General features: G+C 74.5%; 24 protein-coding genes. 14 read left to right on the top strand and 10 right to left on the bottom strand.

Annotation, left to right across the window (positions count from 1 at the left end):
* Nucleotides 1–51: 51 nt before the first annotated feature.
* The 3 genes from WA788_RS07325 to WA788_RS07315 are packed head-to-tail and all read left to right on the top strand — an operon-like array spanning nucleotide 52 to nucleotide 3,463.
* Nucleotides 52–1,227: a Gfo/Idh/MocA family protein gene (locus WA788_RS07325; RefSeq protein WP_335972665.1), complete on the top strand. Its 1,176-nt coding sequence runs from the start codon at nucleotides 52–54 to the stop codon at nucleotides 1,225–1,227.
* Complete coding sequence (locus tag WA788_RS07320) at nucleotides 1,224–2,270, top strand: sugar phosphate isomerase/epimerase family protein (protein WP_335972663.1); 1,047 nt, start codon at nucleotides 1,224–1,226, stop codon at nucleotides 2,268–2,270. The genes WA788_RS07325 and WA788_RS07320 overlap by 4 nt, the downstream gene beginning before the upstream one ends.
* On the top strand, nucleotides 2,255–3,463 hold the full coding sequence (locus WA788_RS07315; protein WP_335972659.1) for an ROK family transcriptional regulator: 1,209 nt from the start codon (nucleotides 2,255–2,257) through the stop codon (nucleotides 3,461–3,463). The genes WA788_RS07320 and WA788_RS07315 overlap by 16 nt, the downstream gene beginning before the upstream one ends.
* A 192-nt stretch (nucleotides 3,464–3,655) precedes the next feature.
* Here the strand turns inward: WA788_RS07315 and WA788_RS07310 are convergent, their stop codons facing one another.
* Together WA788_RS07310 and WA788_RS07305 are read right to left on the bottom strand one after the other, a co-directional pair.
* The gene (locus tag WA788_RS07310) at nucleotides 3,656–4,558 is read right to left on the bottom strand and encodes a sugar phosphate isomerase/epimerase family protein (RefSeq protein ID WP_335972657.1); all 903 of its coding nucleotides are present in this window, start codon (nucleotides 4,556–4,558) and stop codon (nucleotides 3,656–3,658) included.
* Nucleotides 4,559–4,579: 21 nt separating this feature from the next.
* Nucleotides 4,580–6,037, bottom strand: coding sequence for a GMC family oxidoreductase (locus tag WA788_RS07305; protein ID WP_335972655.1), 1,458 nt, complete (start codon nucleotides 6,035–6,037; stop codon nucleotides 4,580–4,582).
* Nucleotides 6,038–6,314: 277 nt separating this feature from the next.
* On the opposite strand from WA788_RS07305, the gene WA788_RS07300 reads away from it, so the two are divergent.
* From WA788_RS07300 to yicI, 4 genes are all read left to right on the top strand, one after another.
* Entirely contained in the window at nucleotides 6,315–7,241 is a 927-nt protein-coding gene (locus WA788_RS07300; protein WP_335973072.1) for a carbohydrate ABC transporter permease, read from the top strand.
* Entirely contained in the window at nucleotides 7,238–8,113 is an 876-nt protein-coding gene (locus WA788_RS07295; protein WP_335972651.1) for a carbohydrate ABC transporter permease, read from the top strand. Before WA788_RS07300 ends, WA788_RS07295 begins: the two co-directional genes overlap by 4 nt.
* A gap of 78 nt (nucleotides 8,114–8,191) precedes the next feature.
* On the top strand, nucleotides 8,192–9,544 hold the full coding sequence (locus WA788_RS07290) for an ABC transporter substrate-binding protein (protein ID WP_335972648.1): 1,353 nt from the start codon (nucleotides 8,192–8,194) through the stop codon (nucleotides 9,542–9,544).
* 93 nt (nucleotides 9,545–9,637) lie between these two features.
* On the top strand, nucleotides 9,638–11,980 hold the full coding sequence (gene yicI / locus WA788_RS07285) for an alpha-xylosidase (RefSeq protein ID WP_335972644.1): 2,343 nt from the start codon (nucleotides 9,638–9,640) through the stop codon (nucleotides 11,978–11,980).
* 18 nt (nucleotides 11,981–11,998) lie between these two features.
* Here the strand turns inward: yicI and WA788_RS07280 are convergent, their stop codons facing one another.
* Genes WA788_RS07280 through WA788_RS07270 form a run of 3 tightly spaced genes read right to left on the bottom strand, consistent with a single transcriptional unit; the run spans nucleotide 11,999 to nucleotide 14,327 of the window.
* A complete protein-coding gene (locus tag WA788_RS07280) occupies nucleotides 11,999–13,042 on the bottom strand; it encodes an erythromycin esterase family protein (protein WP_335972639.1) in 1,044 nt (347 codons plus the stop codon).
* Entirely contained in the window at nucleotides 12,979–14,001 is a 1,023-nt protein-coding gene (locus WA788_RS07275) for an iron-siderophore ABC transporter substrate-binding protein (RefSeq protein ID WP_335972635.1), read from the bottom strand. Before WA788_RS07275 ends, WA788_RS07280 begins: the two co-directional genes overlap by 64 nt.
* A gap of 29 nt (nucleotides 14,002–14,030) precedes the next feature.
* Nucleotides 14,031–14,327 carry a hypothetical protein gene (locus WA788_RS07270; RefSeq protein WP_335972632.1) on the bottom strand — a complete coding sequence of 99 codons (297 nt, stop codon included), beginning with the start codon at nucleotides 14,325–14,327 and terminating at the stop codon, nucleotides 14,031–14,033.
* Nucleotides 14,328–14,472: 145 nt separating this feature from the next.
* Here WA788_RS07270 and WA788_RS07265 point away from each other — a divergent pair, with 145 nt between their 5' ends.
* Complete coding sequence (locus WA788_RS07265) at nucleotides 14,473–15,399, top strand: NADP-dependent oxidoreductase (protein WP_335972629.1); 927 nt, start codon at nucleotides 14,473–14,475, stop codon at nucleotides 15,397–15,399.
* A 68-nt stretch (nucleotides 15,400–15,467) separates the two neighbouring features.
* Here the strand turns inward: WA788_RS07265 and WA788_RS07260 are convergent, their stop codons facing one another.
* Together WA788_RS07260 and WA788_RS07255 are read right to left on the bottom strand one after the other, a co-directional pair.
* Nucleotides 15,468–16,004 carry a type 1 glutamine amidotransferase domain-containing protein gene (locus WA788_RS07260; RefSeq protein ID WP_335972626.1) on the bottom strand — a complete coding sequence of 179 codons (537 nt, stop codon included), beginning with the start codon at nucleotides 16,002–16,004 and terminating at the stop codon, nucleotides 15,468–15,470.
* 90 nt (nucleotides 16,005–16,094) lie between these two features.
* Nucleotides 16,095–16,889 carry an Fpg/Nei family DNA glycosylase gene (locus WA788_RS07255; protein ID WP_335972624.1) on the bottom strand — a complete coding sequence of 265 codons (795 nt, stop codon included), beginning with the start codon at nucleotides 16,887–16,889 and terminating at the stop codon, nucleotides 16,095–16,097.
* 227 nt (nucleotides 16,890–17,116) lie between these two features.
* Here WA788_RS07255 and WA788_RS07250 point away from each other — a divergent pair, with 227 nt between their 5' ends.
* From WA788_RS07250 to WA788_RS07245, 3 genes are read left to right on the top strand one after another with little or no spacing between them, the layout of a single operon-like run.
* Complete coding sequence (locus WA788_RS07250) at nucleotides 17,117–18,085, top strand: LLM class F420-dependent oxidoreductase (protein WP_335972621.1); 969 nt, start codon at nucleotides 17,117–17,119, stop codon at nucleotides 18,083–18,085.
* A 37-nt stretch (nucleotides 18,086–18,122) separates the two neighbouring features.
* Nucleotides 18,123–18,860: an epoxide hydrolase N-terminal domain-containing protein gene (locus WA788_RS36025; RefSeq protein WP_443033986.1), complete on the top strand. Its 738-nt coding sequence runs from the start codon at nucleotides 18,123–18,125 to the stop codon at nucleotides 18,858–18,860.
* Nucleotides 18,818–20,641 carry a family 16 glycoside hydrolase gene (locus WA788_RS07245; RefSeq protein ID WP_335972619.1) on the top strand — a complete coding sequence of 608 codons (1,824 nt, stop codon included), beginning with the start codon at nucleotides 18,818–18,820 and terminating at the stop codon, nucleotides 20,639–20,641. The genes WA788_RS36025 and WA788_RS07245 overlap by 43 nt, the downstream gene beginning before the upstream one ends.
* Before the next feature lie 92 nt (nucleotides 20,642–20,733).
* Here WA788_RS07245 and WA788_RS07240 read toward each other — a convergent pair whose 3' ends face one another.
* Nucleotides 20,734–21,162 (bottom strand): MerR family transcriptional regulator, encoded by a 429-nt coding sequence (locus WA788_RS07240; protein WP_335972615.1) that lies wholly within the window; start codon nucleotides 21,160–21,162, stop codon nucleotides 20,734–20,736.
* Nucleotides 21,163–21,263: 101 nt separating this feature from the next.
* Here WA788_RS07240 and WA788_RS07235 point away from each other — a divergent pair, with 101 nt between their 5' ends.
* Complete coding sequence (locus tag WA788_RS07235; protein ID WP_335972609.1) at nucleotides 21,264–22,559, top strand: MFS transporter; 1,296 nt, start codon at nucleotides 21,264–21,266, stop codon at nucleotides 22,557–22,559.
* A gap of 20 nt (nucleotides 22,560–22,579) precedes the next feature.
* Here WA788_RS07235 and WA788_RS07230 read toward each other — a convergent pair whose 3' ends face one another.
* Nucleotides 22,580–23,770, bottom strand: a complete 1,191-nt coding sequence (locus WA788_RS07230) for a DUF6745 domain-containing protein (protein WP_335972604.1) — start codon at nucleotides 23,768–23,770, stop codon at nucleotides 22,580–22,582.
* Nucleotides 23,771–23,874: 104 nt separating this feature from the next.
* A complete protein-coding gene (locus WA788_RS07225; RefSeq protein ID WP_335972600.1) occupies nucleotides 23,875–24,201 on the bottom strand; it encodes a hypothetical protein in 327 nt (108 codons plus the stop codon).
* Between the two features lie 254 nt (nucleotides 24,202–24,455).
* Between WA788_RS07225 and WA788_RS07220 the strand changes: the two genes are divergently transcribed.
* Nucleotides 24,456–25,415, top strand: a complete 960-nt coding sequence (locus WA788_RS07220) for an STM4015 family protein (RefSeq protein WP_335972597.1) — start codon at nucleotides 24,456–24,458, stop codon at nucleotides 25,413–25,415.
* Nucleotides 25,415–26,680, top strand: coding sequence for an STM4014 family protein (locus WA788_RS07215; protein WP_335972593.1), 1,266 nt, complete (start codon nucleotides 25,415–25,417; stop codon nucleotides 26,678–26,680). Before WA788_RS07220 ends, WA788_RS07215 begins: the two co-directional genes overlap by 1 nt.
* The last annotated feature ends 4 nt before the right edge of the window (nucleotides 26,681–26,684 follow it).

Raw genomic sequence — 26,684 nt, 5'->3', positions numbered from 1 at the left:
CCGGGACCCAATTGTTTGAACCGCAAACATAACTATGCCATGATGGCACCCATGTGGACAGCCGACACCAGTCCCCGCCCGGCGCCGCGCGCCGGCATCATCGGCGGTGGTTTCATCGCGGCCGTGCACGCACGCGCCGTCCGCGCGGCCGGGGGAGCGCTGCACGGCGTGGCCTCCAGTTCCCCCGAGCGGGCCCGCACCGCCGCCCGCGACCTCGGCGCGGCACGGGCGTACGCCTCGGTGGACGACCTGCTCGCCGACGACGACGTCACCGTGGTGCACGTGTGCAGCCCCAACGGCACCCACGCCGGCTACGCCGAGGCGGCGCTCGAGGCGGGCAAGCACGTCATCTGCGAGAAGCCCCTGACGGTGGACCCGGACCAGGGCGCCGCCCTGCTCGCCCTGGCCGCCGCCCGCGGCCTGACCGCCACCGTCCCCTTCGTCTACCGCTACCACCCGATGGCCGTCGAGGCCCGCGCCCGCGCCGCCGCCGGCGGCCTCGGCGCCCTGGTCGGGGTGCGCGGCGCCTACCTCCAGGAATGGCGGCTGGCCTACGACGAGGACGGCTGGTGGAGCCTGCCCGCGGCGACCGGACCGTCCCGGGCCTTCGGCGACATCGGCTCGCACCTCGGCGACCTGGTGGAGTTCGTCTCCGGCCGGCGCATCACCCGGGTCAACGCGGTCACCCGGACCGTCCACGACCGCAGCCCGCAGGGCCGCCCGCTGACCACCGAGGACCTTGCCGCCCTCGTCGTCGAACTCGACGGCGGCGCCATCGGGTCGCTGATGGTCTCCCAGATGGCCTTCGGCCGCAAGAACCACCTCTTCCTGGAGGTCTCGGGCACCGACGCCAACGTGCTGTTCGAGCAGGAGAACCCCAACGCGCTGTGGTACGCCGACAAGACCGGCGAGCGCCGCATCCCCCGCGACACCCCGCACCTGTCCGCCGAAGCCGCACGGCTGTCGATCCTGCCCGCCGGCCACCCGATGGGCTACCAGGACGCCTTCAACGCCTTCGTCCGCGACAGCTACGACGCCGCCGCCGGCGCGCCGCCGCGCCCGGAACTGCCCACCTTCCGCGACGGGTTGGCGATGGTGCGGCTGACCGCGGCCGTCGTGGCGTCCGCCGCGTCCGGCACCTGGACCGACATCGCCGAGACACCCCCGGCGCCGACCACCCCGCAGCACCCGGCGGCGCAGCAGACCGAAGGAGCCCCCACCCCATGACCGCACCGGCCGCCCGGCCCGTCACGCTGTTCACCGGCCAGTGGTACGACGTGCCGCTGGAGCGGATCGCCGCCGACGCCGCCGCCTGGGGCTACGACGGCCTGGAGGTCGACTGCGGCAACCACCTCGACCTGGTCCGCGCCGAGGAGGACCCCGGCTACCTCGACTCCTTCCGGGCCCTGCTGGACCGGCACGGCCTGGGCGTGTGGGCGCTGTCCGCCCACGCCGCGGGCAACGCCGTCGGCACCGGCGCCTTCGACTTCCGCCACGCCGACCTGCTGCCCGGGCACATCTGGGGCGACGGCGCCGCCGAGGGCGTGCGGGCCCGCGCCGCCGAGGCGATGAAGCGCGCCGCCCGGGTCGCCCGCAGGCTGGGCGTGGAGCGCGTCGTCGGGTTCTCCGGCTCCACGATCTGGCCCTACGTCGTCGGCTTCCCCGGCGTCCCCGACCACGTCGTCGACGCCGGGTACGAGGACTTCGCGCGCAGCTGGCACCCGGTGCTGGACGTCTTCGACGACGAGGGCGTGGTCTTCGCGCACGAACCGCACCCCGGCGAACTCGCCTTCGACTACTGGACGGCCCACCGCACCCTCGAAGTCCTCGGCCACCGGCGGGCGTTCGGCTTCAACTGGGACCCCAGCCACCTGATGTGGCAGGGCGTGGACCCGGTAGTGTTCATCACCGACTTCGCCGACCGGATCTACCACGTCGACTGCAAGGACACCCGGCTGCGCCCGCGCGACGGCCGCTCCGGGCTGCTCGGCTCGCACCTGCCGTGGGGCGACCCGCGCCGGGCCTGGAACTTCGTGTCGGTGGGGCACGGCGACGTGCCGTGGGAGGACGCGTTCCGCGCGCTGACCGCCGCCGGATACGCCGGCCCGATCTCGGTGGAGTGGGAGGACATGGGTATGGACCGCGCGCACGGGGCGGCCGAAGCACTCGCCTACGTACGGTCGTTGCAGTGGCCGGTGCCCGGCGGCGCGCCGGCCACCGCGCCGGAGGAGAAGGGAACGACCCAGTGGCCGGCATGCCCCGACCGGTGAACGGCGGCGCCCGGCGGCCCGCCGGCGGCACCGCCGACGACCTGCGCCGCAACAACCTCGCCACCCTCCTGACGCTCGTGCACCGCGGCGGCGGGCTCTCCCGCGCGGAGCTGACCCGGCGCACCGGGCTGAACCGCTCCACCGTGGGCGTCTGCCTGGCCGAACTCGTGGGCCTCGGCCTGGTGGTCGAGGGCCGGCCCGCCGCGAGCCCCGGCAAGGGCCGGCCGAGCGCGGTCATCACGCCGTCGAGCAGCACCGTGGCGGTCACGGTGAACCCCGAGGTCGACGCGATCACCGTCGGGCTGGTCAGCCTCGGCGGCCAGGTGATCGAGCGCTGGCGGATCGAGACCGCCGCCGACCTCACCGCGAAGAAGGTGGTGGCGCGCAGCGCCGCGGCGATAAACGGCCTGCTGACCGGGCGCACCCTGGACGTCGTGGGCATCGGTGTCGCCGTGCCCGGCCAGGTCCGGCTCTCCGACGGCCATGTCCGCGACGCGACCCACCTGCGGTGGCAGGAGGAGCCGCTGGCCGCGGAGCTGGGCAGCGCGACCGGGCTGCCGGTCAAGGCCGCGAACGCCGCCTTACTGGGCATGTTCGGCGAGGTCGCCTTCGGCGCCGGGCGCGGCGTGGACGACCTGGTCTATCTGATCGGCGGCGCCAGCGGGATCGGCGGCGGCGTGGTCAGCGGCGGCGAGGTCATCACCGGCGTGTCCGGGTACGCCGGGGAACTCGGCCACACCTTCGTCCGCACCGGGGGCCTGGCCTGCCACTGCGGTGCCACCGGCTGCCTGGAGGCCGAGGTCACCCAGCAGGCGCTGCTGGACGCGGTCGCGCTGCCGGCGCACCAGGCCGAGCGGCTGGACGAGGCGCTGGCCGCGGCCGGCGAGGACCCGGAGGTGCTCGCCCTGGTCCGGCGCGACCTGGACCTGCTGGGGATCGCCGTGCGCAACGCCGTCAACGTCTTCAACCCGGCCATGGTCGTCCTCGGCGGCTTCCTGGCGAGCCTGTACCGCAACCGGCCCGCCGGCACGGACCTCGGCCAGGACGCGATCCGCGCGGACCGGGAGGCGCTGACCGTCACCACCGCCGAACTCGGCCCCGACCAGTTGCTGATCGGCACCGCCGAACTCGCCTTCGCCGACCTGCTGGCCGACCCCGCCGCGGACCGTGCCGCGCTGAGGCCCGCGACCTGAAGCCGGCGACCAAGCCCGCCCCCCGTACGCCCCCGTGGTGAGCGGTCGGAGACCGGACGGCCCCTGACAGCCGCCCCGCTCTCCGACCGCTCACCACGGGGGCGTACGCGCGGGGGCGTGCGGGTACGGGGGAGGCCGCAGCGCAGGGCCCGCGCCTTCCGTCACGAAGGCGCGGGCCCGGCGCTTCGGGTGTCAGCCGGCGCGGAAGGCGGCGTCCACCGCCTGCACCCAGCGGCCGCACCGCAGGACGCTGTCGCGCGGCGGCAGCGCGGAGTGGTCGACCTCCACCACCAGCCAGCAGTCGTCCACCGGACCCAGCGCGGCGACGAGCGCGGCCGGTTCCAGGTCGCCGTCGCCCGGTTCGCGCCACAGCCCGGCGGCGACCGTGCCGCGGTAGTCCAGACCCGCCGCGCGCGCCTCGTCGGCGACCGCCCGCGCCATGTCCTTCAGGTGCAGCCCGGCCACCCGCGGCCGGTAGCGGCCGACCAGCCCGGGCACGTCGGCCCCCGCCCACGCCAGGTGCCCGATGTCCGGTCCGAAGCCGAGGGCCGGGCCCGCCAGGTCCAGCACCCGCGCGCACTCCTGCCCGGTCTCGATCCAGGTGCCGACGTGCGGGTGCAGCGCCGCGGTGACGCCTTCCGCGGCCAGGATCTCCGCGGCCGCGCCGACATGCGCGGCGATCCGGTCGAGCCGCCGGTCGCAGGCGTCCAGGCCCACGGCGGGCCGTGCCATCCGGGCGCCGTCCGGGGCGGCGTCGAGGCCGACGAACGCCAGATCCGCGCCGCACGCGGCCAGCGCGGCAGCCTGCGTGCGGGCCTGCTCCAGGTGCCCACGGCGCGCCGCGGCGTCCTCGCTCCAGCCCAGCGCCACATAGCCGGGCCCGACCGCCAGGCCCCAGCGGGCCAGTTCGTCGGCGTACGCGCGCGGCGCGGTCCCGGCGGGCACCGCCGCCTGCACGGCGCCGAACCCGGCCTCGGCCACGGCGGCGAGGATCTCGGCAGCCGGCGGCGGAGCGCCGAAGTCGAACCAGCCGTCGGGCGTCGCCATGAACTGCAGCGGGTTGATCGCCACCGGGTGGCGGCCGATACGTGACATGCGCGGGTCCTTCCGGTCGCGTCAGGAGCCGGCGACGGCACGCGCGGTGCGCAGCGCCAGCGCGACGACGTTGAGGGTCGGGTTGCTGGTGGTCGCGGTGCTGACCACGCCGTTGCCCGCTACGTAGAGATTGTCGGTGCCCCACACTTTGCCGTACGCGTCGGCGACCCCGGTCTCCTCGGTGCCCAGCCGGGTGGACCCCATCAGGTGCAGGCTGCCGCCGGGCGGCGCGATCGAGACGGACAGGCCGTAGGAGGTGTCGCGGACGGCGTCGGCGACCCGGACGTGGTCGGCGGCGGCGGCGCGGATCGCCTCCCGGTCGGCCTCGCTCAGCTCGAAGCGGGCGGTGGTGGCCGGCAGGCCCCAGGCGTCGCGGTGCTCGTCGTCGAAGAGCAGCCGGTTGCCGGGGTGCGGCGCGACCGCCACGAACTGGCCGATGTCGCTGGTCTCGCGCACCGGCACGCTCTCGTCGAAGCCCGGCACCCGGGTCCACCCGGGCACCAGCTGGGTGTGCAGCGGCCGGGCGCTGCTGGAGGGCACCCACACCCCGAACGACTCGTCCCGCGCGCCCATGCCCGCCAGCACCTCGGGGGACAGCCGGACCCGGGAGCTGACCATGGAGTGGTCGGTGAGGTAGCGGCCCAGGGCCGGCGGCCGCACCCCGGAACTGTGCAGGATCATCGGCGAGCCGAGCGCGCCGGCGGCGGTGACCACGGTGCCGGCCTCGATCCGCAGAGTCCGCCGCCCGCCGCCTGCCACCGCGACGGCCAGGACGGCACGCGCCCTGGACCCGGCCATCTCCACGCGCGGCACCGCGTAGCCGGGCACCAGCGTCACCCGGCCCGGGGCGGCGGCGTCGCCGCTGGTCAACAGGGCGTCGATGCCGGAGTACTCGGGCGAGCCGGCCGCCCCGATCCGCATGCCGACCGGCAGCGGCTGCACTTCGCGGCCGGGCGGCAGGCCGGGGAAGGCCGCGGCCAGCGCCTCGGTCAGGCGGCGCTGGCGCACCCCGTGCGCGCCGACCGAGGTGTTGGACCACAGCAGCGCCGCCGCCTGCCGCCACAGCGCCCGCATCTCGTCCTCGGGCACGCCCGGTTCGGCCTCGGTGGCGTGGTCGGGCACCGCGCAGACGTGGGACCAGAACGACATCATGCCGCCCACCGCGTGGGCGAAGCGCTGCCCGCGCAGGCCCGCCAGCGGCTGCTCGGCCCCCTCGTAGGGGGTCAGCCCGGCCAGCACGGCCGGGCCGAACTCGCTCTGCAACTGCTCCTCTTCGGGGTAGGCGTTGCGCACGTGGGTGCCCAGGCCGCCCGGGTGCGGGCGGCCGCCGGCCTCGACGACCACCGCGGTCAGACCGCGCCGGGCGACCTCGCCGGCCACGGCGGCGCCGCCGGCCCCGGAGCCGATGACCGCGACATCGGCCCGCAGCGTCGCGCCGTCCGCGAGGTCGCGCGCCACCTCGATGTGCTGGAGGGGCATTCCGTTCCTTCCTTCCGGTACGGCCGCGTCACCGCGACCCGGCGCCCGGAGAGCCGGATTCTGCTGTGTGCCGACTGCTTGCGTCACCCGGGGGCGCCTGATAAACATGTTTGCACCAACAACAAATTAAATCCAGATCACACGCCCGCTTCGGGGAGGACTCAGCGATGAAGGTGCAGTTCTGCGGAGAGGACCGGCCGGCCGCCCTGCGCGGCGGGCCCGGTGTCCTCGCCGCCGGCGAGGGGCGCGGCAGGTGACCGCCCCCACCGCGGTACCGGTGAGCGTGCCGCGGCGCAGGTCAGCGCGGTTCGGCCGGACGCCGCGGGCGAACGGGGCCCGGCGGGACTGGACCGGACTGTGGTTCGTGATGCCCTTCCTGCTGGTCTTCCTCTTCGTGTTGGTGGCGCCGGTCCTGTATGCGATCTACCTCAGCCTCTTCCAGGACCGGCTGATCGGCGGAACGACTTTTGTCGGACTCGACAACTACAAGACCGCGCTGTCGGACGGCCAGCTCTGGCACTCCCTGCTGCGGATCGTGGTCTACCTCGTCGTCCAGGTCCCGGTGATGCTCGCCCTGTCCACGATCGCGGCGCTCGCGATCGACAGCGCGCGGCTGTACCTGTCGTCGCTCTTCCGCATCACCCTGTTCCTGCCGTACGCCGTGCCCGCCGTGGTCGCCGCGCTCATGTGGGGCTTCATGTACGGCGCGCAGTCCGGGCTGGTCGGCAACCTCAACTCCGACCTGCACCTCGGCATCCCCGACCCGCTCTCCGGCGGGTACGTCCTGGCGGCCATCGGCAACATCGCCACCTGGGAGTTCGTCGGCTACAACATGCTGATCATGTACTCGGCGCTGCAACTGGTGCCCAAGGAGCGCTACGAGGCCGCCGAGATCGACGGCGCCGGCTGGGTGCGGGTGATCCGGCACATCAAGGTCCCGGCGATGAAGCAGTCCCTGATGCTGTCCGTGGTCTTCTCCGTCATCGGCAGCTTCCAGCTCTTCAACGAGCCGAGCGTGCTGAAGACACTGGCGCCGAACACCATCTCCTCCGGCTACACGCCGAACATGTACGCGTACAACCTGTCCTTCGCCGGGCAGCAGTTCAACTACGCCGCCGCGATCTCCATCGTCATCGGCGTGATCACGATGCTCGTCGCGTACCTGATCCAGCTCGGCGGCGCACGACGGGAGGGCACCCGATGAGCCGGACCGCGATCGCCCCGAGGCGCCGCAAGTCGATCGTCCTCACCCTGATGATGTGCCTGTTCCTGGTCTACACCCTGGTGCCGATCGTCTGGCTGTTCATCAACGCCACCAAGACCCAGGACGCCCGGCTGAACAGCTTCGGCCTGTGGTTCTCCGGGAAGTTCTCGCTCTGGCAGAACATCCACGACACGTTCGCCTACGCCGACGGCCAGTTCGGCCGGTGGCTGCTGAACACGCTGCTGTACGTGGTGATAGGCGCCGGCTGCGGGACGCTGCTGGCGACACTCGCCGGATACGGGCTGGCCCGGTTCGACTTCCCCGGCAAGCGGGTCTTCTTCCCGATGCTGCTGGGCGCGGTCGCGATCCCGGCCACGGCGCTGGCCGTCCCGACCTTCCTGATGTTCAGCAAGCTGGGCATGACCAACACGCCCTGGGCGGTGATCATCCCCTCGCTGATCAACCCCTTCGGCCTGTACCTGGTCTGGTACTTCGCCGACGACGCGCTGCCGGCCGAGGTGCTCGCCGCGGCCCGGATCGACGGGGCCGGCGAGTTCCGGATCTTCCGCTCGATCGCGCTGCGCCTGCTGATGCCCGGCCTGGTGCCGGTGCTGCTGTTCAGCTTCGTGACCGCCTGGAACAACTACTTCCTGCCGCTGATCATGCTCAGCGACACCAAGTGGTTCCCGATCACGGTGGGCCTGAACAACTGGAGCATGCAGAACCAGCAGGCGGTCACCGCCAGCGGCCACCCCATCGACAACATCATCCTCACCGGATCGCTGCTGTCGATCATCCCCACCATCGTGGTGTTCCTCGTCCTGCAGCGCTACTGGGAAGCCGGACTCGTCTCCGGCAGCGTCAAGGAATAGGCCCAGGGCGGCGACAAACCCGGCCGCGGTGCAAAGCGGCCTGGAATCCGGGTCCCCCGGTGAAAGTGAGAGAAAGTCATGGCGTTCAGAAGAACCGCACGTCGCCGGGTCCTGGCCGCGGCCTCCGTCGGACTGGCCATCGGCCTGGCCCTGACCGGCTGCTCCTCGTCGAGCGGATCGGGCTCGGGCGGCGGCAGCGCCACCCAGGCCGACATCGACGCGGCCCTGCACAAGAAGACCACCATCTCCTTCTGGTCGTGGGCCCCGCAGGCCGGCGAACTGGCGAAGGCGTTCGAGAAGCAGTACCCCGACATCACCGTCAAGGTCAGCAACGTCGGCGGCAGCGACGTGGAGTACACCAAGCTGCAGAACGCGGTGAAGGCCGGCTCCGGCGTACCCGACGTGGCCTACATGGAATACCTGGCCATGCCGCAGTTCGCGCTCCAGAAGTCGCTCACCGACCTGTCGAAGTACGGCCAGTCCGGGCTCTCCTCGCAGTTCCCGGCCTCGACCTGGTCGCAGGTCGCCCTCGACGGCGGCGTGTACGGGGTGCCGATGGACTCCGGCCCGCTGGTGCTGTACTACCGCGCCGACGTCTTCAAGAAGTACGGCCTGAAGGTGCCGGCCACCTGGGCCGAGTACACCGCCGACGCGCAGAAGCTGCACCAGGCCGACGCCTCGAAGTACATCACCGCCGACGCCGGTGACGGCAACGGCACCGCCGCGATGATCTGGCAGGCCGGCGGCAAGCCCTTCTCCTCCTCCGGCTCCAAGCTCTCCGTCGACCTCGCCGACGCCGGCAGCACCGCCTACGCCGGCATGTGGGGCGGACTGCTCAGCAAGGGCCTGATCGACAGCAAGACCGCCCAGTGGTCCAACGAGTGGCTGACCGGCATGGCCGACGGCACCTACGCCACCTGGGTCGCCGGCGCCTGGGGCGGCTCGGCCCTGGAGACCCACGTGCCCAAGGCGTCCGGTGACTGGCGCGTCGCGCCGATCCCGCAGTACACCGCGGGCAGAAGCGACAGCTCGCAGAGCGGCGGATCGGGTCTCGTGGTGCCCTCCGGCAGCAAGAACAAGCTCGCCGCCGCCGGGTTCGTCCGCTGGATGACCACCAGCGCGGCCGCCAACAAGATCTGGGTGCAGGCCGGCCAGGTCCCCGCGCTGAACAGCACCCTCACCTCGGCCGGCTGGCTCGGCGACAAGAGCGCCTACTTCGGCGGCCAGCAGGTCAACCAGGTGTACGCGCAGGCGTCCGCCCACGCCCCGGCCGGCTGGCAGTACCTGCCCTTCGAGCCGTACGCCAACAGCGTCTACAGCGACACCGTCGGCCAGGCCTTCGCCGGCAGGACCTCGCTCAAGAACGGCCTGGCGGCCTGGCAGAAGAAGATCGTCAGCTACGCCAAGGCGCAGGGCTTCAGCGTCGACTAGTGCCGGACACCGCGCGGGCCCGTCCGGAACCGCTGTTCCGGCCGGGCCCGCGGCACGCCCGGTCCCACCATCTTTTCCACGAGGCAGGTTCGCATGAAGTTCACCGACGGGTTCTGGCTCCTGCGCGAGGGGGTCGCGGCCTCGTACGCGACCGGCGTCGAGGACGTCCGCGCGAAGGACGGCCGGATCACCCTGCACGCCGCGGTGCGCAAGGTGCGGACCCGCGGCGACACCCTCAACGCGCCCCTGATCCGGGTCGAGCTGTGGTCGCCGGCCGAGGGCGTCATCGGCGTGCGCAGCGTCCACCACGAGGGCGGCGTCCGCCGCGGCCCCCGCTTCGCGCTGCACACCGACCCCGACAGCGGAGCCCGCGCCGTACAGGACGGCTCCGTGGTGGAGCTGACCAGCGGCGAGCTCACCGCCCGGATCGACACCGCGGCGCCCTGGCGGATCGACTTCCGCGACGCCGACGGCCGCGTGCTGACCTCCTCCGGGGCCAGCGGCACCGCCTTCGCCACCACCGGCGACGGCGCCCACCACATGGTCGGCCGCCTCTCGCTGGGCGTCGGCGAACAGGTCTACGGCCTCGGCGAGCGCTTCACCCCGTTCACCAAGAACGGCCAGAGTGTCGACATCTGGCAGGCCGACGGCGGCACCAGCAGCGAACAGGCCTACAAGAACGTCCCCTTCCACCTCACCAACCGCGGCTACGGCGTCTTCGTCAACCACCCCGGCAAGGTCTCCTACGAGATCGGCTCGGAGTCCGTCGGCGAGGTCCAGTTCAGCGTCGAGGACCACGCGCTGGAGTACTTCGTCATCCACGGCCCCACCCCCAAGGACGTGCTGCGCCGCTACACCGCGCTGACCGGCCGCCCCGCGCTGCCCCCGGCCTGGTCCTTCGGCCTGTGGCTGACCACCTCCTTCACCACCTCCTACGACGAGGAGACGGTCACCTCCTTCATCCAGGGCATGGCCGACCGCGACATCCCGCTGAGCGTCTTCCACTTCGACTGCTTCTGGATGCGCGAGTACCAGTGGTGCGACTTCACCTGGGACCCGCGGACCTTCCCCGACCCGGCCGCGATGCTGCGCCGGCTGAGGGACCGCGGACTGCACCTGTCGCTGTGGATCAACCCCTACATAGCCCAGAAGTCCCCGCTGTTCGCCGAGGCCGCGCAGGGCGGGCACCTGGTGCGCCGCGCCGACGGCAGCGTGTGGCAGTGGGACATGTGGCAGCCGGGCATGGCGCTGGTGGACTTCACCAGCCCGGCCGCCCGCGCCTGGTACGCCGACCAGCTGCGCCCGCTGCTGGCAGCCGGCGTCGACTGCTTCAAGACCGACTTCGGCGAGCGGGTGCCCACCGACGTGGTGTGGCACGACGGCTCCGACCAGGAGGCCATGCACAACTACTACGCCCAGCTGTACAACGAGACGGTCTTCGCGCTGCTGCGCGAGGTCCGCGGCGAGGGCGAGGCGGTGGTGTTCGCCCGGTCCGCGACCGCCGGCGGCCAGCAGTTCCCCGTGCACTGGGGCGGCGACTGCGACGCGACGTTCTCCTCGATGGCCGAGAGCCTGCGCGGCGGACTGTCGCTGGGCGCCTGCGGCTTCGGGTTCTGGAGCCACGACATCGGCGGCTTCGAGGGCACCCCGTCGGACGCGCTGTTCAAGCGGTGGCTCGCGTTCGGGCTGCTGTCCTCCCACAGCCGCCTGCACGGCAGCACCTCCTACCGGGTGCCGTGGCAGTTCAGCGAGGAGGCGGTGGCCGTGGCGCGGGACTTCGCGCGCCTGAAGAACCGGCTGATGCCCTACCTGTACGGCGCCGCCGTCGAGGCGTCGCGCACCGGCGTGCCGGTGATGCGCCCGATGGTGCTGGAGTTCCCCGACGACCCGTCCTGCGCCGGGCTCGACCGGCAGTACATGCTCGGCCCCGACCTGCTGGTGGCGCCGGTCCTCACCGAGGACGGCGAGGTGGAGTACTACGTCCCGGCCGGCCGGTGGACGCACCTGCTCAGCGGCGAGACCGTGCAGGGCCCGGGCTGGCGGCGCGAGCGGTACGGCTTCGACAGCCTCCCGCTGCTGGTCCGCCCCGGCGCGGTGCTGCCGCTCGGCGCGGCGGCCGACCGGCCCGACACCGCGTGGGCGGACGGCGTCACCCTGCGGGTGCACACCGGCGGCGGCGACGGCGAGCACACCGTCCGCGTGCCCGGCCTCGACGGCGAGGAGGCCGCCGCGTTCGTGGTACGCCGCGAGGGCGACCGGGTGCACATCACCGCGCGGGCCGCGGCCGGGCCGGTGGCGCCCTGGCAGGTGCTGCTGGCCGGCGAGTTCGCCGCGGTGCCGGCGGACCCGGCGGCGCGGTGGGAGCGGACGGGCGAGGGCACTTTGGTCAGCCTGCCCGGCGGCACCGGTGCGGTGGAGCTGGCCCCGGCGCGGTGAGGAGCCGCGGGCCCGGACCTACGGGGCGGCGGGTACGTCCGGTGGGTCCGCCGTGTGGGGTGCGTCCGGGGGGTCCGGCGCGTCCGCGAGGGTCGGGGCGGGGCTGAGGGCGGGCGCGTACAGGGCGGCGTCGAAGGCGGTCGCCGCGTCCGCCAGCGCGGGGGCGGCCGGGCCCCGGTGCGGCGTCCGGTACGGGCGCAGGTCGAGTGCCGCGGTGCCCGCGGGGCCGGGGAGCAGGCCGGGGGAGCGCTCCGCCGCGGCGCGCGCCAGATAACGGCTCAACTCCCGGTAGCGGCCCAGCGGGTAGTGCACCGCCGGGTCGTCCTCGCGCCACACCGCGCCGACCGCGCGGAAGGGGCCGTACTCCTGCCGGGCGAGGTGCTCGCCGAGGGAGCCGGGGACGCGCCGGTCCAGGTGCTCGGTCTGCTCGAAGACCAGGATCGGCCCGTACGGGTGGCGGCGGGCCACCTCCTGGAAGGTCAGGTACTGCGCGGCGTCGCGCACCGCGAGGTCGCGGTGGTCGCCGCCCGCCGCGCGGTGGGCCGCCAGCCGCCGGTGCAGGAGCGCGGCGTGCCGCACGTCCGCCGGCTCCGCGTACGGCCCCGCGGCGGCGTCGTCGCCGGGGGCGGCGCCGTACATCTCCAGGCCGTAGAAGCGGACCTGGTCGGCCGGGGCGCGCCCGGTGTTGTGCCGGCGCAGCCAGGTGAGCAGGGCGAGGTTGTCGCGCAGCGCGGCGCCGGTCCACCACGACCAGACGCCGCGCACCACGGCCGCGGCGGGCTCCGCCGGGCCCAGCCCGCGCACGTAGGCGTCCACCGGCCGGGACAGGGCGAAGTGCGTCTCCGCGGCGACGGCCCGCAGGCCGTGCCGTGCCACGAGGTGGCGGACGACGGCGTTGCGGGCCCGCAGGTACTGCGCGCGGACGTGGATGCCCTCGGCCCACCCCAGGACCCGTACGCCGTCGGCCAGTTCGTCCAGCAGACCGGTGAACGGCCCGGTCAGGACGACGCCTTCCCGTTGGCGGCGGCGCTCAGCAGCGGCAGGTAGCGGTCCAGCATCCACGGCAGGCTCAGCACCGACACCGCGCTGGTGGCGTACACCATCGCCGGGTCGGTGAGCGGGACGTACCCCTTGCGCTTGACCGCGGGCATCCGCTGGAACAGCGCGTTGGACTCCAACTGCTTCTGCACGGAGGAGCTGAGGTACCAGGAGACCAGGACGTCGGAGTCGATCGAGTCCAGCTTCTCCAGGCTGACCTGGGCGGAGAAGGACGCGGCCGTGGACGGCAGGCTCGGGGAGATGGTGAAGCCCAGCTCGTGCAGCAGCTCGACGCGGGAGTCCGTGGACAGGTAGAGGTTGTAGTTGTCGGCGGCGGTGCCCGAGCCGAACGCCACGGTCCTGCCCGCGAACTCCGGGTGGGCCGCTTTCGCGTCGCTGATCAGCTTGTCCGTCGACTTCTCCAGCGCGGCCGCCTTCGTGGACCTCCCCAGCGCCTTGCCGACCACTTCCAGCTGGTCCTGCCAGGACGTCAGCCACGGCTTGCCCGGGTAGCCGACGGTCGGCGCGAGGTGGCTGAGCTGCGCCTGCTGCTTCGCGGTGATCCCGGAGTCGACCGCGAGGATCAGGTCCGGGTGCAGTGCCGCGATCTGCTCGTAGGGCACCTCGTCGGAGACGTACTTCAGCAGGGTCGGCTTCGCGCCGCCGAGCTTGGCGGTGTCCCAGGGCAGGATGCCGGTGTTGTCGCCGGTGTCGCCGCTCATGTCCTGCATGCCGACCGGGACCACCCCGAGGGCCAGCGCCACGTCCTGGCTGCCCCAGCCGATGGTCACCACCCGCTTCGGCTGCGAGGGGATCGTCGCCTTCCCCACGGAGGAGTCGATCGTCACCGGGAACGCCGACGCGTCGGCGGACGACGTCCCGCCGGACGACGCCGCCGCGTCCGACGACGACCCCTTCGAGTCGCTGGAGCAGCCCGCCACGGCGAGCGACAACGCCACGGCAGCGGCGGGAAGAATGCGCAAGGCCCACTTTCTCATAAGGTAAACCTAACCTAAGCCTGGCGTCCGCCCGCCCCCAACCCCCCGACCACCGCGGCCTCATGCCCACCCCCCGCCGCACACCACCAGACGGCATCCCCCTCCCGCACCACCGGGTGCAGCCCGACCCCGTCAGCCGCACACACCGGCCACACCCGCCACGTCCGCTCCATCACGTCCTCCTGGAGCAGCGCGGCCACGGCCGCCACCGCCTGCGCGAAGTCGTCGCCGAGGGCCGGTGGCAAGCCGCCGTCGGCGGACAGCACCCGGCCGTCGGGCAGCGCGGCGGCGGCGGCCGGGTCGGTGTGCATGGACGCAGTGTGGCAGCGGGAGCGGTCGGTTCGAGGACGGTTGACATACGCCATGCGCATAGCAGGTATGGCGATCATGCATTGGACAGATGGTCGCGCCCGGCGGAGGGTGGGAACGTCAGTCCGCCGTCACGGAGGTCCGCTCATGAAAGCCGTCCGCTTCCACCGCTACGGGGACACCGACGTCCTCGGCGTCGAGGACGTCGCACCGCGCCCGCTCGGCCCCGAGGACGTGATGGTGCGGGTGCGCGCCGCCGGCATCAACCCGGGCGAGGCGAAGATCAGGACCGGCGCGCTGCACGACGTCTTCCCCGCGACCTTCCCCTCCGGGCAGGGCAGCGACCTGGCCGGCACCGTCACCTCGATCGGCGCCGACGTCACCGGATGGGCGCCCGGCGACGAGGTGATCGGCTGGTCCTGGGAACGCTCCAGCCACGCCGAGTACGTCGTCGTCCCGGCCGGCCAGCTCGTCCGCAAGCCCGACCCGCTGCCCTGGGCGGCGGCCGGCGCGCTCTACGTCGCGGGCTGCACCGCGCACGCGGCGGTCGAAGCCGTCGACCCGCAGGCCGGCGAGAACGTCGTGGTCAGCGGCGCCACCGGCGGCGTCGGCAGCTTCGCCGTCCAGCTCCTGCGGCTGCGCCGGGCCCGCGTCTTCGCGATCGCCTCCTCGCGGCACCGGGACTGGCTGGCCTCCCAGGGCGCCACCCTCGTCGAGTACGGCGACGGCCTCGCCGAGCGCCTGCGCGGGGCCGTCGAGAGCGACGGGGCCGGCACCGTGGACGCCTTCCTGGACTTCCACGGCGGCGACGACCCGCGGACCGCGCTGGCCCTGGGGGTGCCGCCGCACCGGATCAACACCCTCGACTACGCCGCCGCCAAGGCACTCGGCACCCGCGCGCAGGGCAGCGTCCAAGGCACCAGCACCCAGGTGCTCGGCGCGCTGGCCGAAGCCGCGGCGAGCGGCCGCATCGAGGTGCCGATCAGCCGCACCTTCCCGCTGGCCGAGGTCCGGGCGGCCTTCGCCCACCTGGAGCACGACCACCCGCTGGGCAAGGTCGTCCTGCTGCCCTGAGCGGCACCCTGGCCCTTGAGCGGCACGCCTGCCCTGAACAGCACACCGCCCCCCCGCCGGCCCGCGGCTCAGGCCGCGCCGAGCTGGTGCAGCACCGTGCGGTTGAACGCGTCCAGGTCGTCCGGACGGCGGCTGGTGATCAGGACGTTGGGGCCGGCCGTGCACACCTTGACCCGTTCGTCCACCCAGGTCGCGCCCGCGTTGCGCAGGTCGGTGCGCAGGCTCGGCCACGAGGTGAGCGTGCGGCCGCGGACCGTGTCCGCCTCGATCAGGGTCCACGGCGCGTGGCAGATCGCCGCGACCGGCTTGCCCGCGGCGAAGAACCCGCGCACCAGGTCGAGCGCCTTCGCGTCCTGGCGCAGCGCGTCCGGGTTCGCCACCCCGCCGGGCAGTACCAGCACGTCGAAGTCGTCCACCGACGCCTCCTCCACGGTGAGGTCGGCCGGGAAGGTGTCGGCCTTGTCCAGGTGGTCGAACGCCTGCACCTCACCCGCCTCGGGCGCGATCAGCGACGGCGTCACCCCCTGCTCGGCCAGCGCCTGCCAGGGGGAGGTCAGCTCCACCTGCTCGACACCTTCGGTAGCGGTCAGGAAAGCGGCACGCACGACATCACACCCTCTCGTCGCAATCGCCCGGTCCGGCGCGGTCACCCCTGCGGCTACCCACCCCGGCCGGGCGAAAACGAGCCCCGGCGGTCATCGCCCCTGCTCGGGCTGGCAGTGCGGGCAGTCGACCGTCGTACGGCCCGCGATCCGCCGCCTGCGCAGGCCGGTGCCGCAGCGCGGGCAGCGCGGGTCGCCGTCGTCCCGGCGGCCGGTCAGCCAGGAGCGGCGGCCGGGCACCCGCCCGGTGGGCACCGCCAGGCGCAGCGTGCGGCGCATCGCCGCGTACAGGGCGCGGGCCTGCTCGTCGGTGAGGGTGTTGGCGGGGCGGGCCGGGGACAGGCGGGCCCGCCAGAGGATCTCGTCGACCAGCAGGTTGCCGAGCCCCGCGAGGGCGGACTGGTCCATCAGCACCGCCTTGAGGGTCGCCCGGCGCCGGCGCAGCAGGCCGCCGAACTCCTCCCGGCCGACGGACAGCGCGTCGGGGCCCTGCCCGCGCAGCGCCCGCTCGACCTCCGCCTCGTCCGCGGCCAGCCGCAGCCCCTGGAGCTTGCGCTGGTCCTGGTAGCGCAGCCCGCGCCCGCCGCCGAGGTCGAGCCGCACCCGGTCGTACCGCTGCGGCGGGTCCCGCGGCGGGCAGCACAGCAGCCGGCCGGTCATACCGAAGTGCAGCAGCAGCGCCGGGCCGCCGTCGGTGCGGGCGATCAGCCACTTGCCGTGCCGCTGCGGCGCGCGCAGCGTGCGGCCCTCCAGGGCGCCGCGCAGCCCCCGCTCGCTCACCCCGCGCAGCACCCCGCGATCGGTGACGTGCACCTTCTCGATGCGCCGGCCCCGCCCGCACGCGTCCAGCGTCCGGCGGAACCCCTCGACGTCCGGCAGTTCGGGCATGCCCGGCTCTCCCTCCCGCCCGCGGGTGGACGTGCCGCCCTCCGGGTTGCCCGCCCGCACCGTCCGAAACGCCCGCACCTTCCGGAGCGGCCCGCACACCCGCCGAAACGGCCCGTACGTGTCGGACGCGCCGCACCGGGTACCCGCAGGCCGTCGGCGCTCGTGCTGCGGCAGGCTCCGTACGGCGGCGCCGCGAGGCTGCACACCGAGCGGAAGGACGATGCGGCATGGTGCGGTTCGGATACACGATGATGACCGAGCAGGCGGGGCCGCGGGACCTCGTCGAGCACGTGGTGGGCGCGGAACGCGCGGGCTTCGACTTCTCCGTCACCTCCGACCACTACTTCCCGTGGCTGGACACGCAAGGCCACGCGCCGTACGCCTGGAGCGTGCTCGGCGCGGCCGCGCAGGCCACCGAGCGCATCCCGCTGATGACGTACGTGACGTGCCCGACCACCCGCTACCACCCGGCCGTGGTCGCCCAGAAGGCCGCCACGGTCCAACTGCTGTCGCAGGGCCGCTTCCGGCTCGGCCTCGGCTCCGGGGAGAACCTCAACGAGCACGTGGTGGGCGGCGGCTGGCCGCCGGTCGCGAGCCGGCTGGAGAAGTTCGAGGAAGCCGTGGGGATCATCCGGGCCCTGCTGGACGGGGCCGAACTCGACCACCGCGGGCGGTACTTCGACGTACGCGGCGCCCGGCTGTGGGACCGGCCGGACACCCCGCCGCCGATCGGGATGGCCGTCTCCGGCCCGCGGTCGTGCGCGCTGGCCGGGCAGCTCGCCGACCTGGCCATCGCCACCGAACCCGACCGCGGCCTGCTGGAGGCGTTCGACCGCGGCGGCGGCGCGGGCAAGCCGCGCGTCGGCCAGCTCCCGGTCTGCTACGACCCCGACCGCGACAAGGCGGTCGCCCGGGCCCACGACCAGTTCCGGTGGTTCGGCAACGGGTGGAAGGTCAACGCGGAACTGCCCGGCACCGCGGGGTTCGCCGGCGCCACCCAGTTCGTCCGGCCCGAGGACGTGGCCGCGTCCATCCCGTGCGGCGACGACGTCGGCGCGTTCGTGGACGCGGTGCGCCCTTACGCCAAGGCGGGCTTCGACGAGATCGCCCTCATCCAGATCGGCGGCGACCACCAACGACCCTTCCTGGACTGGGCCGAGCAGACCCTGCTGCCCGCCCTGCGCACCGCCCTGTGAGTCCCGCGCCCGCCCGGCGTGCCGCGAGAACGGGGGCATGGACGGTGACCGGCTCCAAGCCATCCGCGTGCCCGTGCCCGACGAGGCGCTGCGGGACCCGCGCGCCCGGCTGCGCGCGACCCGCCGGCCGGCGGCGGCACCCGGGTGCCCCTGGGAGCAGGGCACCGACCTGGACCACCTGCGGGCACTGACCGGTCACTGGGCGGACAGGTTCGCGTGCGTCCCCGAGGGCGCACTCCAGCGCGCCTGGTACGAACGGCTGAACCGCTCCACGCGTTTCGCCCAGTGGCGCGTGGCCCCCGCGGCGGCCACTTCGCCGCCCTGGAGCACCCCGACACGCCGGCTGCCGGCATCCGCGACCACTTCACCGGACGGGACCGGGCCCAAGGCCCGCCGGGCGTTCAGCCGCGGCCCCCCGCGACCGCGCGGACGGCACGCCGGCCGCCACCGTCACCAGCGCCTTGACGGCGCTCCGCGGCGCCCGGGCCGAGGGCCGCTGACCGCGACGCCGACCGCGAGGCGCTGCCGCGACGCCGACCGTGAGCCACAGGTCCCCGCAGGTCCCCGCCGGTCGGCCGCCGTATCCGCGCCCCGCGGCGCGGCCCCCGTGACCTGGGAGCGGGCAAGTGCTCTTTCCCGCACGTGCATTGACGCCCCATCCGGCCCAGTTGTACCGTCGCCGCAATTGCAACGATGCAAAGAGTCCGGACCACGGACGCGAGAGGACTCCCCATGGAATGGCGACGGTGGCACCGGACGGGACCGCCCCGACTGATCATGCTCCTGACCGCGGTGATCCTGGCGGCGACCGCCGCCGTGGCCACCGCGCCGAGCGCCTCGGCCAACGCGGCCGGCGGAAGTATGTACACCCGCGCCTCGACGAACGAGTTTCTGGCCTACTCGCGGGTCATCCGGCTCGCGCACAGCGGCAGCGCGGACGGCACGCTCATCGGCTCCTTCGAGCACGCGAACCTGGACGGCAGCGCGTCCGGCTTCGTGATCCGCAGCTCCGCCGACGACGGCGCCGACTGGCAGACGCTCAGCACCGTCAGCGACCCGCTGACCGGCGCGGGCCACCCCTCGGACCAGTTCTGGCAGCCGTTCCTGTACGAACTGCCGCAGCAGATGGGCGCCTACCCGGCCGGCACCCTGCTGCTGGTCGGCAACATCGCGCCCAGCAGCCAGGCCGAGACCGACTTCGTGCTGTGGCGCAGCACCGACCACGGCGCCAGCTGGACGTACCAGGACATCGTGCAGAAAGGCGGCGGCGGCTCCGGCGCGCCCCACGGCGGCTCCGGCATCTGGGAGCCGTTCCTGACCACCGACGGCGCCGGCCGGCTGGCGATGTACTTCTCCGACGAGCGCCCGGAGCCGGCGCACGCGCAGATCATCGCGCACATGGTCTCCGACGACGGCGGCGTGACCTGGAGCGCCAACCCGGACGGGTCGACGAACTTCGCGCCGGGCCTGGTCGCCGACGTCGAGAGCACCTCCGACACCGACCGGCCCGGGATGCCGACCGTCGCCACCCTCCCGGACGGCCGCATGGTGATGGCGTACGAGATCTGCGGCGACGGGCGCAACTGCGAGGCGCACACCAAGACGTCCACCGACGGCGGCACCACGTGGGGGAGCGGGCCCTCCGACCTGGGGACCGAGGCCGTCACCTCCGACGGCCGCTACCTCGGCAGCAGCCCCTACATCGTCTGGAGCCCGCAGGGCGGACCCGACGGGCAGCTGATGCTGGCCGGCATGCGCACCCGCTTCACCGGATCGAACGACTTCACGCCGGAGGACCGGCAGGCGGTGTTCGTCAAGGACCCCGACTCCACCGGCTCCTGGTCCTGGACCCCGGCCCCGTTCGAGCCCGTCGCCACCGACGACTCCAGCTGCAAGACCAACTACAGCCCCGACCTGCTGCTCGGCACCACCGGCGCCACCGTCCGCCTGACCACGCCCACCGTCGGCGGCGCGACGGGCTGCGAGGAGGGCACGGCCGAGGGCAACGCCGGAGTGCTGCCCTACACCGGCGACTTCGCCAACGGCACGTCGGGCTGGATCGGCTACGGCGGCTGCTGGACCACCTCCGGCGGCGTGCTGTCGGAGACCTGCGGCGGCGACGGCGGCGACAAGTCCATCGCGGGCTCCACCGGCTGGAGCGACTACCGCCTGGCGGGCGACGTGCGGATCGACAGCGGGACGCAGGCGGGCTTCCTCGTCCGCGCCTCGAACCCGGCCGCGGGCACCGACGCGCTGAACGGCTACTACGTGGGCGTCTCCGCGTCGAGCCTCTTCCTCGGCCGGCAGAACGGCGGGTGGACCGCACTGGCCGACACCCCCATCTCCGGCGGCCTTGCCAACGGCACCTGGTACCACGTCGAGGTGCAGGTGAGCGGCTGCACGCTGGAGGTGACCGGCACACCCGCCGCCGGCGGGCCGACCGCGAGCTTCAGCTACCAGGACACCGGCTGCGCCTTCACGCAGGGCGCGATCGGCGTGCGCGACCAGTCCAGCACGGCGAGCTGGCGGAACATCACCGTCAGCAGCGCGAGCTGACCGCCTCCCGCCCCGGGCCGCCGCGCCCGGGGCGGGCGCCGGTCGGCGGGCAGGTCGGCCGAACGGCCGGCTGAAGAACCGGTCGGCGCCGGTCAGCCCGGCGGCAGGTCCGCGGCGGTCAGGGCCGCGTCGACGCGGGCGCGGATCTCGACGCCGGTCACCGGACAGCTCAGCGGGTGGTCCGACGGGCAGTCCATCATGTGCCGCAGCAGGGCGGCGGCCCGGGTGAGGCGTTCGATCCGCTCCTGCATCGCGCCGTACTCGGCGGCGATGAGCGCGTGCCGCTCGGGCGCGTGCGCGCTGGACATCACGGCAGCGGTGTCGGCCAGCGACATCATGCCGTCGTCGTGCCACTGCTGCGCGTACGCCAGGCGCTCCAGGGCCGCCCGGTCGTAGTGGCGCACCCGGCCGCGCCGGGCCGCGGGACGGATCAGTCCGCACTCCTCGTAGTAGCGCAGTGTCGGCACCGAGACCCCGAAGGCGCGGGCGACCTCGCTGATCGAGTACAGCCGACGCGGCATGCGCACCTCCCGGGACGACGTCACTTGCGCTCAAGTCCGCTTGAGCGCGCAGGGTGGTCACCAGCGTAACCGAACCACCCGAGCGCCTGGAGGCTCCTGCCGTGTCCGCGTCCCCGCCGCCCGCCGCGACCACCGGCTCCGCCGCGGCCACCGGTGCCGCCGCCGAAGACGCCACCGCCGCCGCGCCGCGCGGGCGCACCGCGCCGCCGTCCGCCAAGGGCGCGGGCGCGCTGCTCGTCGTCGGCTTCGTGCTGATGAGCCTGAACACCCGTGTCGCGTTCGGGCAGGTCGGGCCGCTCGCCCCGGTCGCGGGCTTCAGCCAGGCCACGGTCTCCCTGCTGGGACTGCTGCCGCCGCTGTGCATGGGCGCGTTCGCGCCGCTCGCGGGCGCGGTGCGGCGGCGGCTCGGCGAGGAGCGCGGCCTGTGGTGGGCCGCGCTGGTGGTGGTGGCCGGCGCGGTGCTGCGGATGTGCGGCATGGGCGGGCTGTTCGCCGGCACCGTCGTGGTCAGCGCGGCCACCGCCGTCGTCAATGTGCTCATCCCGGTCCTGGTGCGCACCCGCTTCCCGCGGGAGCGCGTCGGCACGATGATGGGCGTCTACGCCCTGGCGATGGGCACCGGTTCGGCGCTGGTCGCGGCCCTGGTGGTGCCCGTCGCCCGCGCGACCGGCAGTTGGCAGCCCGCGATCGGCCTGGCGGTGGTGCCCGCGGTGCTGGCCGCCGCCGGGATGACCGCGCCGGCGCGCGACCGCCCCCGCCCGGCACGGCCCGCCACCCCCGCCGTCACCGGCACCCGGCACAGCGAACGGCCGCACGTGGCGCGTACCGCGGTCGCCTGGAGCCTGACCGCCTTCTTCGGCGTCCAGACCCTCGCCTTCTACACCACGCTCGCCTGGCTGCCCTCGATCCTGGTCCGGTCCGGCGTCGCCAGCGGCGCCGCGGGCTCCGGCCAGGCACTGCTGATCTGCGGTGTCGCCGTCGGCGGGTTCGTCGCGCCGGTGCTGGCGGCCAAACGAGCCGACCAGCGCCCGCACATCCTCGGCACCGCCCTGGCCTGCGCCGCCGGCTTCACCGGGCTGCTGCTCGCCCCCGCCGGCAGCTGGACGGTGTGGGTGGCGGTCCTCGGGATGGGGCTCGGCGCCGGGCAGGCGCTCCCCGGCGTGCTCTACTCCCACCGCGGGACCGACCGCGACCACGTCACGGCCCTGTCCACCATGGCCCAGACCTGCGGCTTCCTGCTCGCCGCCACCGGCCCGGTGCTCGCGGCCGTCCTGCACGGCGCCACCGGCGGCTGGACCGCGCCGCTGACCGCGCTCGTCGTCCTGCTGTGCGGGTGCGCGGTGGCCGGGATGCGCGCGGGCCACGACCCAGTACGGCCCGGCCTCGTACGGCGCTGAACGGACGCCCCCGGCCCGGGTCAGGTCTGCTGCATCGGTTCGTACGCCTCCGCGGCCACCCCGAAGGTCCAGGCGACGCCCTCCCGGGCGGTGCGGGTCGAGGGCGGCACCCGCAGCCAGTACGTGCGGTGGGTGCCGTCCGGCTCCGGGGTGGAGTTGACCACCTCCACCATCACCACCGGCTCGTCGCCGGTGAGGTCGATCCGCCACAGCACGCCCGTCTCGTCGCGGTGCACCGGGCGGGCGCCGGACTCGGCGAGGTACCGGTCGTAGCCGTAGTACTCCAGCATCACCCGCCGCAGTTCGGCGTTCTCCTCCGCGCGGATGCGGTCCGGCGTCAGGGCGCCCAACTCCGCCAGGAACGAGGCGGGCACCGGCATGCCGCGCCACGCGTGGAGGGCGAACCCGTCGGGGTAGGCGAGCGCGGGGCCCGCGCCGTGGTCCAGGCGCCCGGCCTCGTCGCGGTGCAGCGCGACCGGGCGCTCGCTCACCACCGCGACCCGCGCGAACGGCCACCACCAGCCGGCGTGGCGGCACACCTGGGCGAGCCCGTCCAGCGGGGGCAGGTCCGCCGGGAAGGCCGCCAGCCACGGGGCGTCGTGCTGGCCGAGCACCGCGTCGAGCATCAGCAGCCGGACCTCGGTCGCCACCCGTTCGTACGCCGCCCGCTCCTCCCGCGGAAGCCCCGCGGCGCCCCCGGTCGCCCCGCCGGGCGCGGTCGGGGCGACCCCGGTGACGTCCTCGACGACGCCTTCCCGGACGCGGTCGACCAGCGCCTGCGTCGCCGCCCACAGCCGCCCGCCGCTCGCACCCCAGTGCGCCGACCAGCCCGCCGCGCCCAACTCGGTGTGCAGCCGGGCGCGTTCGGCCGCCCACGGGGCCGTACGGATCTGCTCGCGCAGGCTGGGACCGGCGTCCGGCAGGGCGCGCAGCACATCGACGGCCTCGCGCGGCGAGCCGACCCAGCGGATCTCCCGCGGCTGCGGCAGCCCGGCCCGTGTGTAGGCGAGCCGTATCCCGCGCTCGGCGGCCGCCCGGTCGGCCGGGCCGGTCGCCGAGGCGTACTCCCGCCAGACCCGCACCGGGTCGCCCGGCGCGCCCTCGCCCGCCGCGCCGCCCACCGGGGCCACCGGGGCCACTTGCCCCACCACGCCCGCCGGGTCCGTCGCCGTCCCCACCGCGTCCACCATGCTCATCGCGTTCCCGTCCATCCCCTGCTCTGCCCTGATCCCGATGCCTGCTGCCTGATGCCGATACCTGATCCGACGCCAGGTCCGATGTCTGACGCCGTGCGACGCGCGTGCCCGCGCCCCGCTCAGTCCGCGACGATCCGCACCGACCCCGGTACGTACTCGCGCTGACGGATCACCCGGAACCAGCCGCGCGGCAGCGTGATCGTCGCGTGCTCCTCGTGCACCACCCGGCCGCCCTGCGGCAGATGGAGCAGGAACGGCCCGAACGGACCCGGCTCCCGGACCAGTTCGCCCGGCCCGACCACCGCGTGGGCGTGACCGGTGACCTCGCCCAGCGCCAGTACCAGCCGGCCGCGCGTGTCCCGCGGCTCCCGGTCGGCCGCGCCCACGTGGGCGGGCAGCGCCTCCGCCGCCACGGGCACCATCAGCACGTCTCCCTGCCGGTACACGGCACACCTCCTCCCCAAGGCGGCGCACCGCGCGCCGGCCATCTGTCCTCGACCCTAGGGCCGGGCACTGACAACGGCCGGCGGCAACGGCCGGCGGCGGTTGACGGCAAGACAGCCGCCAACCGCCCGCGGCGCCGCGCCCGTTCGCCCGCCCGGCACCCGCCGGACCCACCCCTGCACGGCTGTTGTCAGACCCGGTTGGTACAACTGCGGGCACCAGGCACCACCCGGATCTTCCGCACAGGAGCAGGCGCATGACCATCGGCGACCACCTCGACGAGCTGCACGGGCTGCCCGCCTTCGACTTCCCGGGCCCCGACGCGCCCGTGGCCGGCCTCCCGGGCCCCGACACGGTCGCCTGGCGCGTCCGCGGCGAGGTGTACGACTCCGACGAGGACTGGCACGGCGCCTTCGCCCGCTTCTGCGGCGCCGTCGACACCACCCGGGTCAAGGCGCTGATCGTGGGCGCCTGGGAGGAGGCGTACGACAGCTCGTCCGACCCCGTCGTGGAGGCGCTGGCCGGCGCCCGCGACCGCTTCCCCGCCCTGCGCGCGGTGTTCATCGGCGACATGGTGATGGAGGAGTGCGAGATCTCCTGGATACACCAGGGCGACGTCACCCCGGTGCTGGCCGCCTACCCCGAGCTGCTGGAGCTGGGCGTGCGCGGCGGCACGGAACTGGAGTTCCCCGCCGTCGAGCACGCCGCCCTGCGCCGGCTGGTGATGGAGACCGGCGGGCTGCCCGCCCAGGTGGTGCGCGGCGTCGGCGCCAGCGACCTGCCGGCGCTGGAGCACCTGGACCTGTGGCTCGGCACCCCCGACTACGGCGGCGACAGCGAGGTGTCCGACTTGGAGGGCATCCTGTCCGGCGTCCGCTTCCCGAAGCTGCGCCACCTCGCCCTGCGCAACAGCGAGATGCAGGACGCGGTCGCGGCGGCGGTCGCCGCGGCGCCGGTCGTGGCCCGACTGGAGGTGCTGGACCTGTCCATGGGCGTCCTGACCGACGAGGGCGCCGGCGCGCTGCTGGCCGGCCAGCCGCTGACCCACCTCACCACGCTCGACCTGCACCACAACTACCTGAGCGACCCGATGCGGGAGCGGCTGACCGACACCCTGCGCCCGTCCGGCGTCGAGGTGGACGTCGACGCCGACGACGCCGACGAGGACCGCGAGAGCGACGGCACCGTCTGGCGCTACGTCTCCGTGGGCGAGTGATGGCCTCCCCGGCGAGCAGGGCCGCACCGCGCCTCGCGGTCGTCGGCAACCCGGAGAACCGGCGCGTCACGCTCTTCGCGGACGCCGTCCGGGCCGCCGGGCTGCCCGCCCCGCGCGTCGTCGCCTGGCGCGACGTCCTGCGCGACGGCGGCGCCGACTTCGACCCGCGCGAGGTCGTACGTCTCGACTCGCCGGGGGAGGACGCCGAGGTCGACCGGCGGCTGCGCGGCGCGGGCCACGCCGCCACGCGGGTGGACGGCTCCGCCCGCTGGTACACCGGTTTCCTGGCCGCCGTCGCCGGGCTGCGCGGCGGACGGCGGCTGGACGACCCGGCCGACCTCGCCGTGCTGTTCGACAAGCGGCGCTGCCACGCGGTGCTGCGCGCCGCCGGGATACCGGTCCCGGACTCGCCGACCTCCGGGCCCGGCGCGGCCCCGGTCCGCGGCTGGGACGACATCCGCACGGCCGTCCGCGAGCACCGCATGCCGCGGCTGTTCGTCAAACCCGCACACGGCTCCTCCGCGTCCGGGGTGCTGGCCGTGGAGACCGCGGGCGGCGGGCGGATACGGGCCACCACCTCAGTGGAGCGCGGCGCGGACGGCCATCTGCACAACTCCCTGAAGGTGCGCCGGTACGAGGAGGAGACCGACATCGCCGCGATCGTCGACGCGCTCGCCCCCGACGGCCTGCACCTGGAGCGCTGGCTGCCCAAGGCGTCCCAGTCCGGGCGCGCCGCGGACCTGCGTGTCGTCGTGGTCGGCGGCCGCGCCACCCACGCGGTGGTGCGCACCAGCCGGTCCCCGCTGACCAACCTCCACCTCGGCGGGCGGCGCGGCGACCTCGCCGCCGCCCGCGCCGCGGTGGAGGCGTCCGGCGCGAGCTGGGGCGACTTCCTCGACGTGTGCGAGCGCGCCGCCGCCTGCTTCCCGCGCACCCTGTGCGTCGGCGTCGACCTGCTCCCCGCGGTCGGCTGGCGCCGCTCCTTCGTCGGCGAGGTGAACGCCTTCGGCGACCTCCTCCCGGGCCTGCCGGGCCTGTCCGGCGGTCCCGCCGAGGGCCTGACCACCTACGCCGCCCAGGTCAGGGCGCTGCTGGAGGAGCCGCCCGGCCCACCGACCTCAGCCGACCCCGACGACCCGGCCGCGCCGAGCACTCGGCACCTCCTGCCCACGCGGCCCACCCCACCCATCCTGCCCGCCCCGCCCGCCCCGCCCGCCCCGCACGACGAAGGACGCCTGGATGCCCGCCGCCCCGCCGGCCGCTGAGCCG

The organism is Streptomyces sp. CA2R106, from assembly GCF_037034245.1.
In the GTDB taxonomy this organism is placed as follows: Bacteria; Actinomycetota; Actinomycetes; order Streptomycetales; family Streptomycetaceae; genus Actinacidiphila.
This window is presented reverse-complemented; position numbering and strand designations above follow the sequence as displayed.

Excerpts from the sequence above, each read along its gene's own strand:
- WA788_RS07325 (WP_335972665.1), top strand. The coding sequence starts at position 52 with ATGTGGACAGCCGACACCAGTCCCCGCCCGGCGCCGCGCGCCGGCATC.
- WA788_RS07320 (WP_335972663.1), top strand. The coding sequence starts at position 1,224 with ATGACCGCACCGGCCGCCCGGCCCGTCACGCTGTTCACCGGCCAGTGG.
- WA788_RS07315 (WP_335972659.1), top strand. The coding sequence starts at position 2,255 with ATGCCCCGACCGGTGAACGGCGGCGCCCGGCGGCCCGCCGGCGGCACC.
- WA788_RS07310 (WP_335972657.1), bottom strand. The coding sequence starts at position 4,558 with ATGTCACGTATCGGCCGCCACCCGGTGGCGATCAACCCGCTGCAGTTC.
- WA788_RS07305 (WP_335972655.1), bottom strand. The coding sequence starts at position 6,037 with ATGCCCCTCCAGCACATCGAGGTGGCGCGCGACCTCGCGGACGGCGCG.
- WA788_RS07295 (WP_335972651.1), top strand. The coding sequence starts at position 7,238 with ATGAGCCGGACCGCGATCGCCCCGAGGCGCCGCAAGTCGATCGTCCTC.
- WA788_RS07290 (WP_335972648.1), top strand. The coding sequence starts at position 8,192 with ATGGCGTTCAGAAGAACCGCACGTCGCCGGGTCCTGGCCGCGGCCTCC.
- yicI (WP_335972644.1), top strand. The coding sequence starts at position 9,638 with ATGAAGTTCACCGACGGGTTCTGGCTCCTGCGCGAGGGGGTCGCGGCC.
- WA788_RS07270 (WP_335972632.1), bottom strand. The coding sequence starts at position 14,327 with ATGCACACCGACCCGGCCGCCGCCGCCGCGCTGCCCGACGGCCGGGTG.
- WA788_RS07265 (WP_335972629.1), top strand. The coding sequence starts at position 14,473 with ATGAAAGCCGTCCGCTTCCACCGCTACGGGGACACCGACGTCCTCGGC.
- WA788_RS07255 (WP_335972624.1), bottom strand. The coding sequence starts at position 16,889 with ATGCCCGAACTGCCGGACGTCGAGGGGTTCCGCCGGACGCTGGACGCG.
- WA788_RS07250 (WP_335972621.1), top strand. The coding sequence starts at position 17,117 with ATGGTGCGGTTCGGATACACGATGATGACCGAGCAGGCGGGGCCGCGG.
- WA788_RS36025 (WP_443033986.1), top strand. The coding sequence starts at position 18,123 with ATGGACGGTGACCGGCTCCAAGCCATCCGCGTGCCCGTGCCCGACGAG.
- WA788_RS07245 (WP_335972619.1), top strand. The coding sequence starts at position 18,818 with ATGGAATGGCGACGGTGGCACCGGACGGGACCGCCCCGACTGATCATG.
- WA788_RS07240 (WP_335972615.1), bottom strand. The coding sequence starts at position 21,162 with ATGCCGCGTCGGCTGTACTCGATCAGCGAGGTCGCCCGCGCCTTCGGG.
- WA788_RS07230 (WP_335972604.1), bottom strand. The coding sequence starts at position 23,770 with ATGGACGGGAACGCGATGAGCATGGTGGACGCGGTGGGGACGGCGACG.
- WA788_RS07220 (WP_335972597.1), top strand. The coding sequence starts at position 24,456 with ATGACCATCGGCGACCACCTCGACGAGCTGCACGGGCTGCCCGCCTTC.
- WA788_RS07215 (WP_335972593.1), top strand. The coding sequence starts at position 25,415 with ATGGCCTCCCCGGCGAGCAGGGCCGCACCGCGCCTCGCGGTCGTCGGC.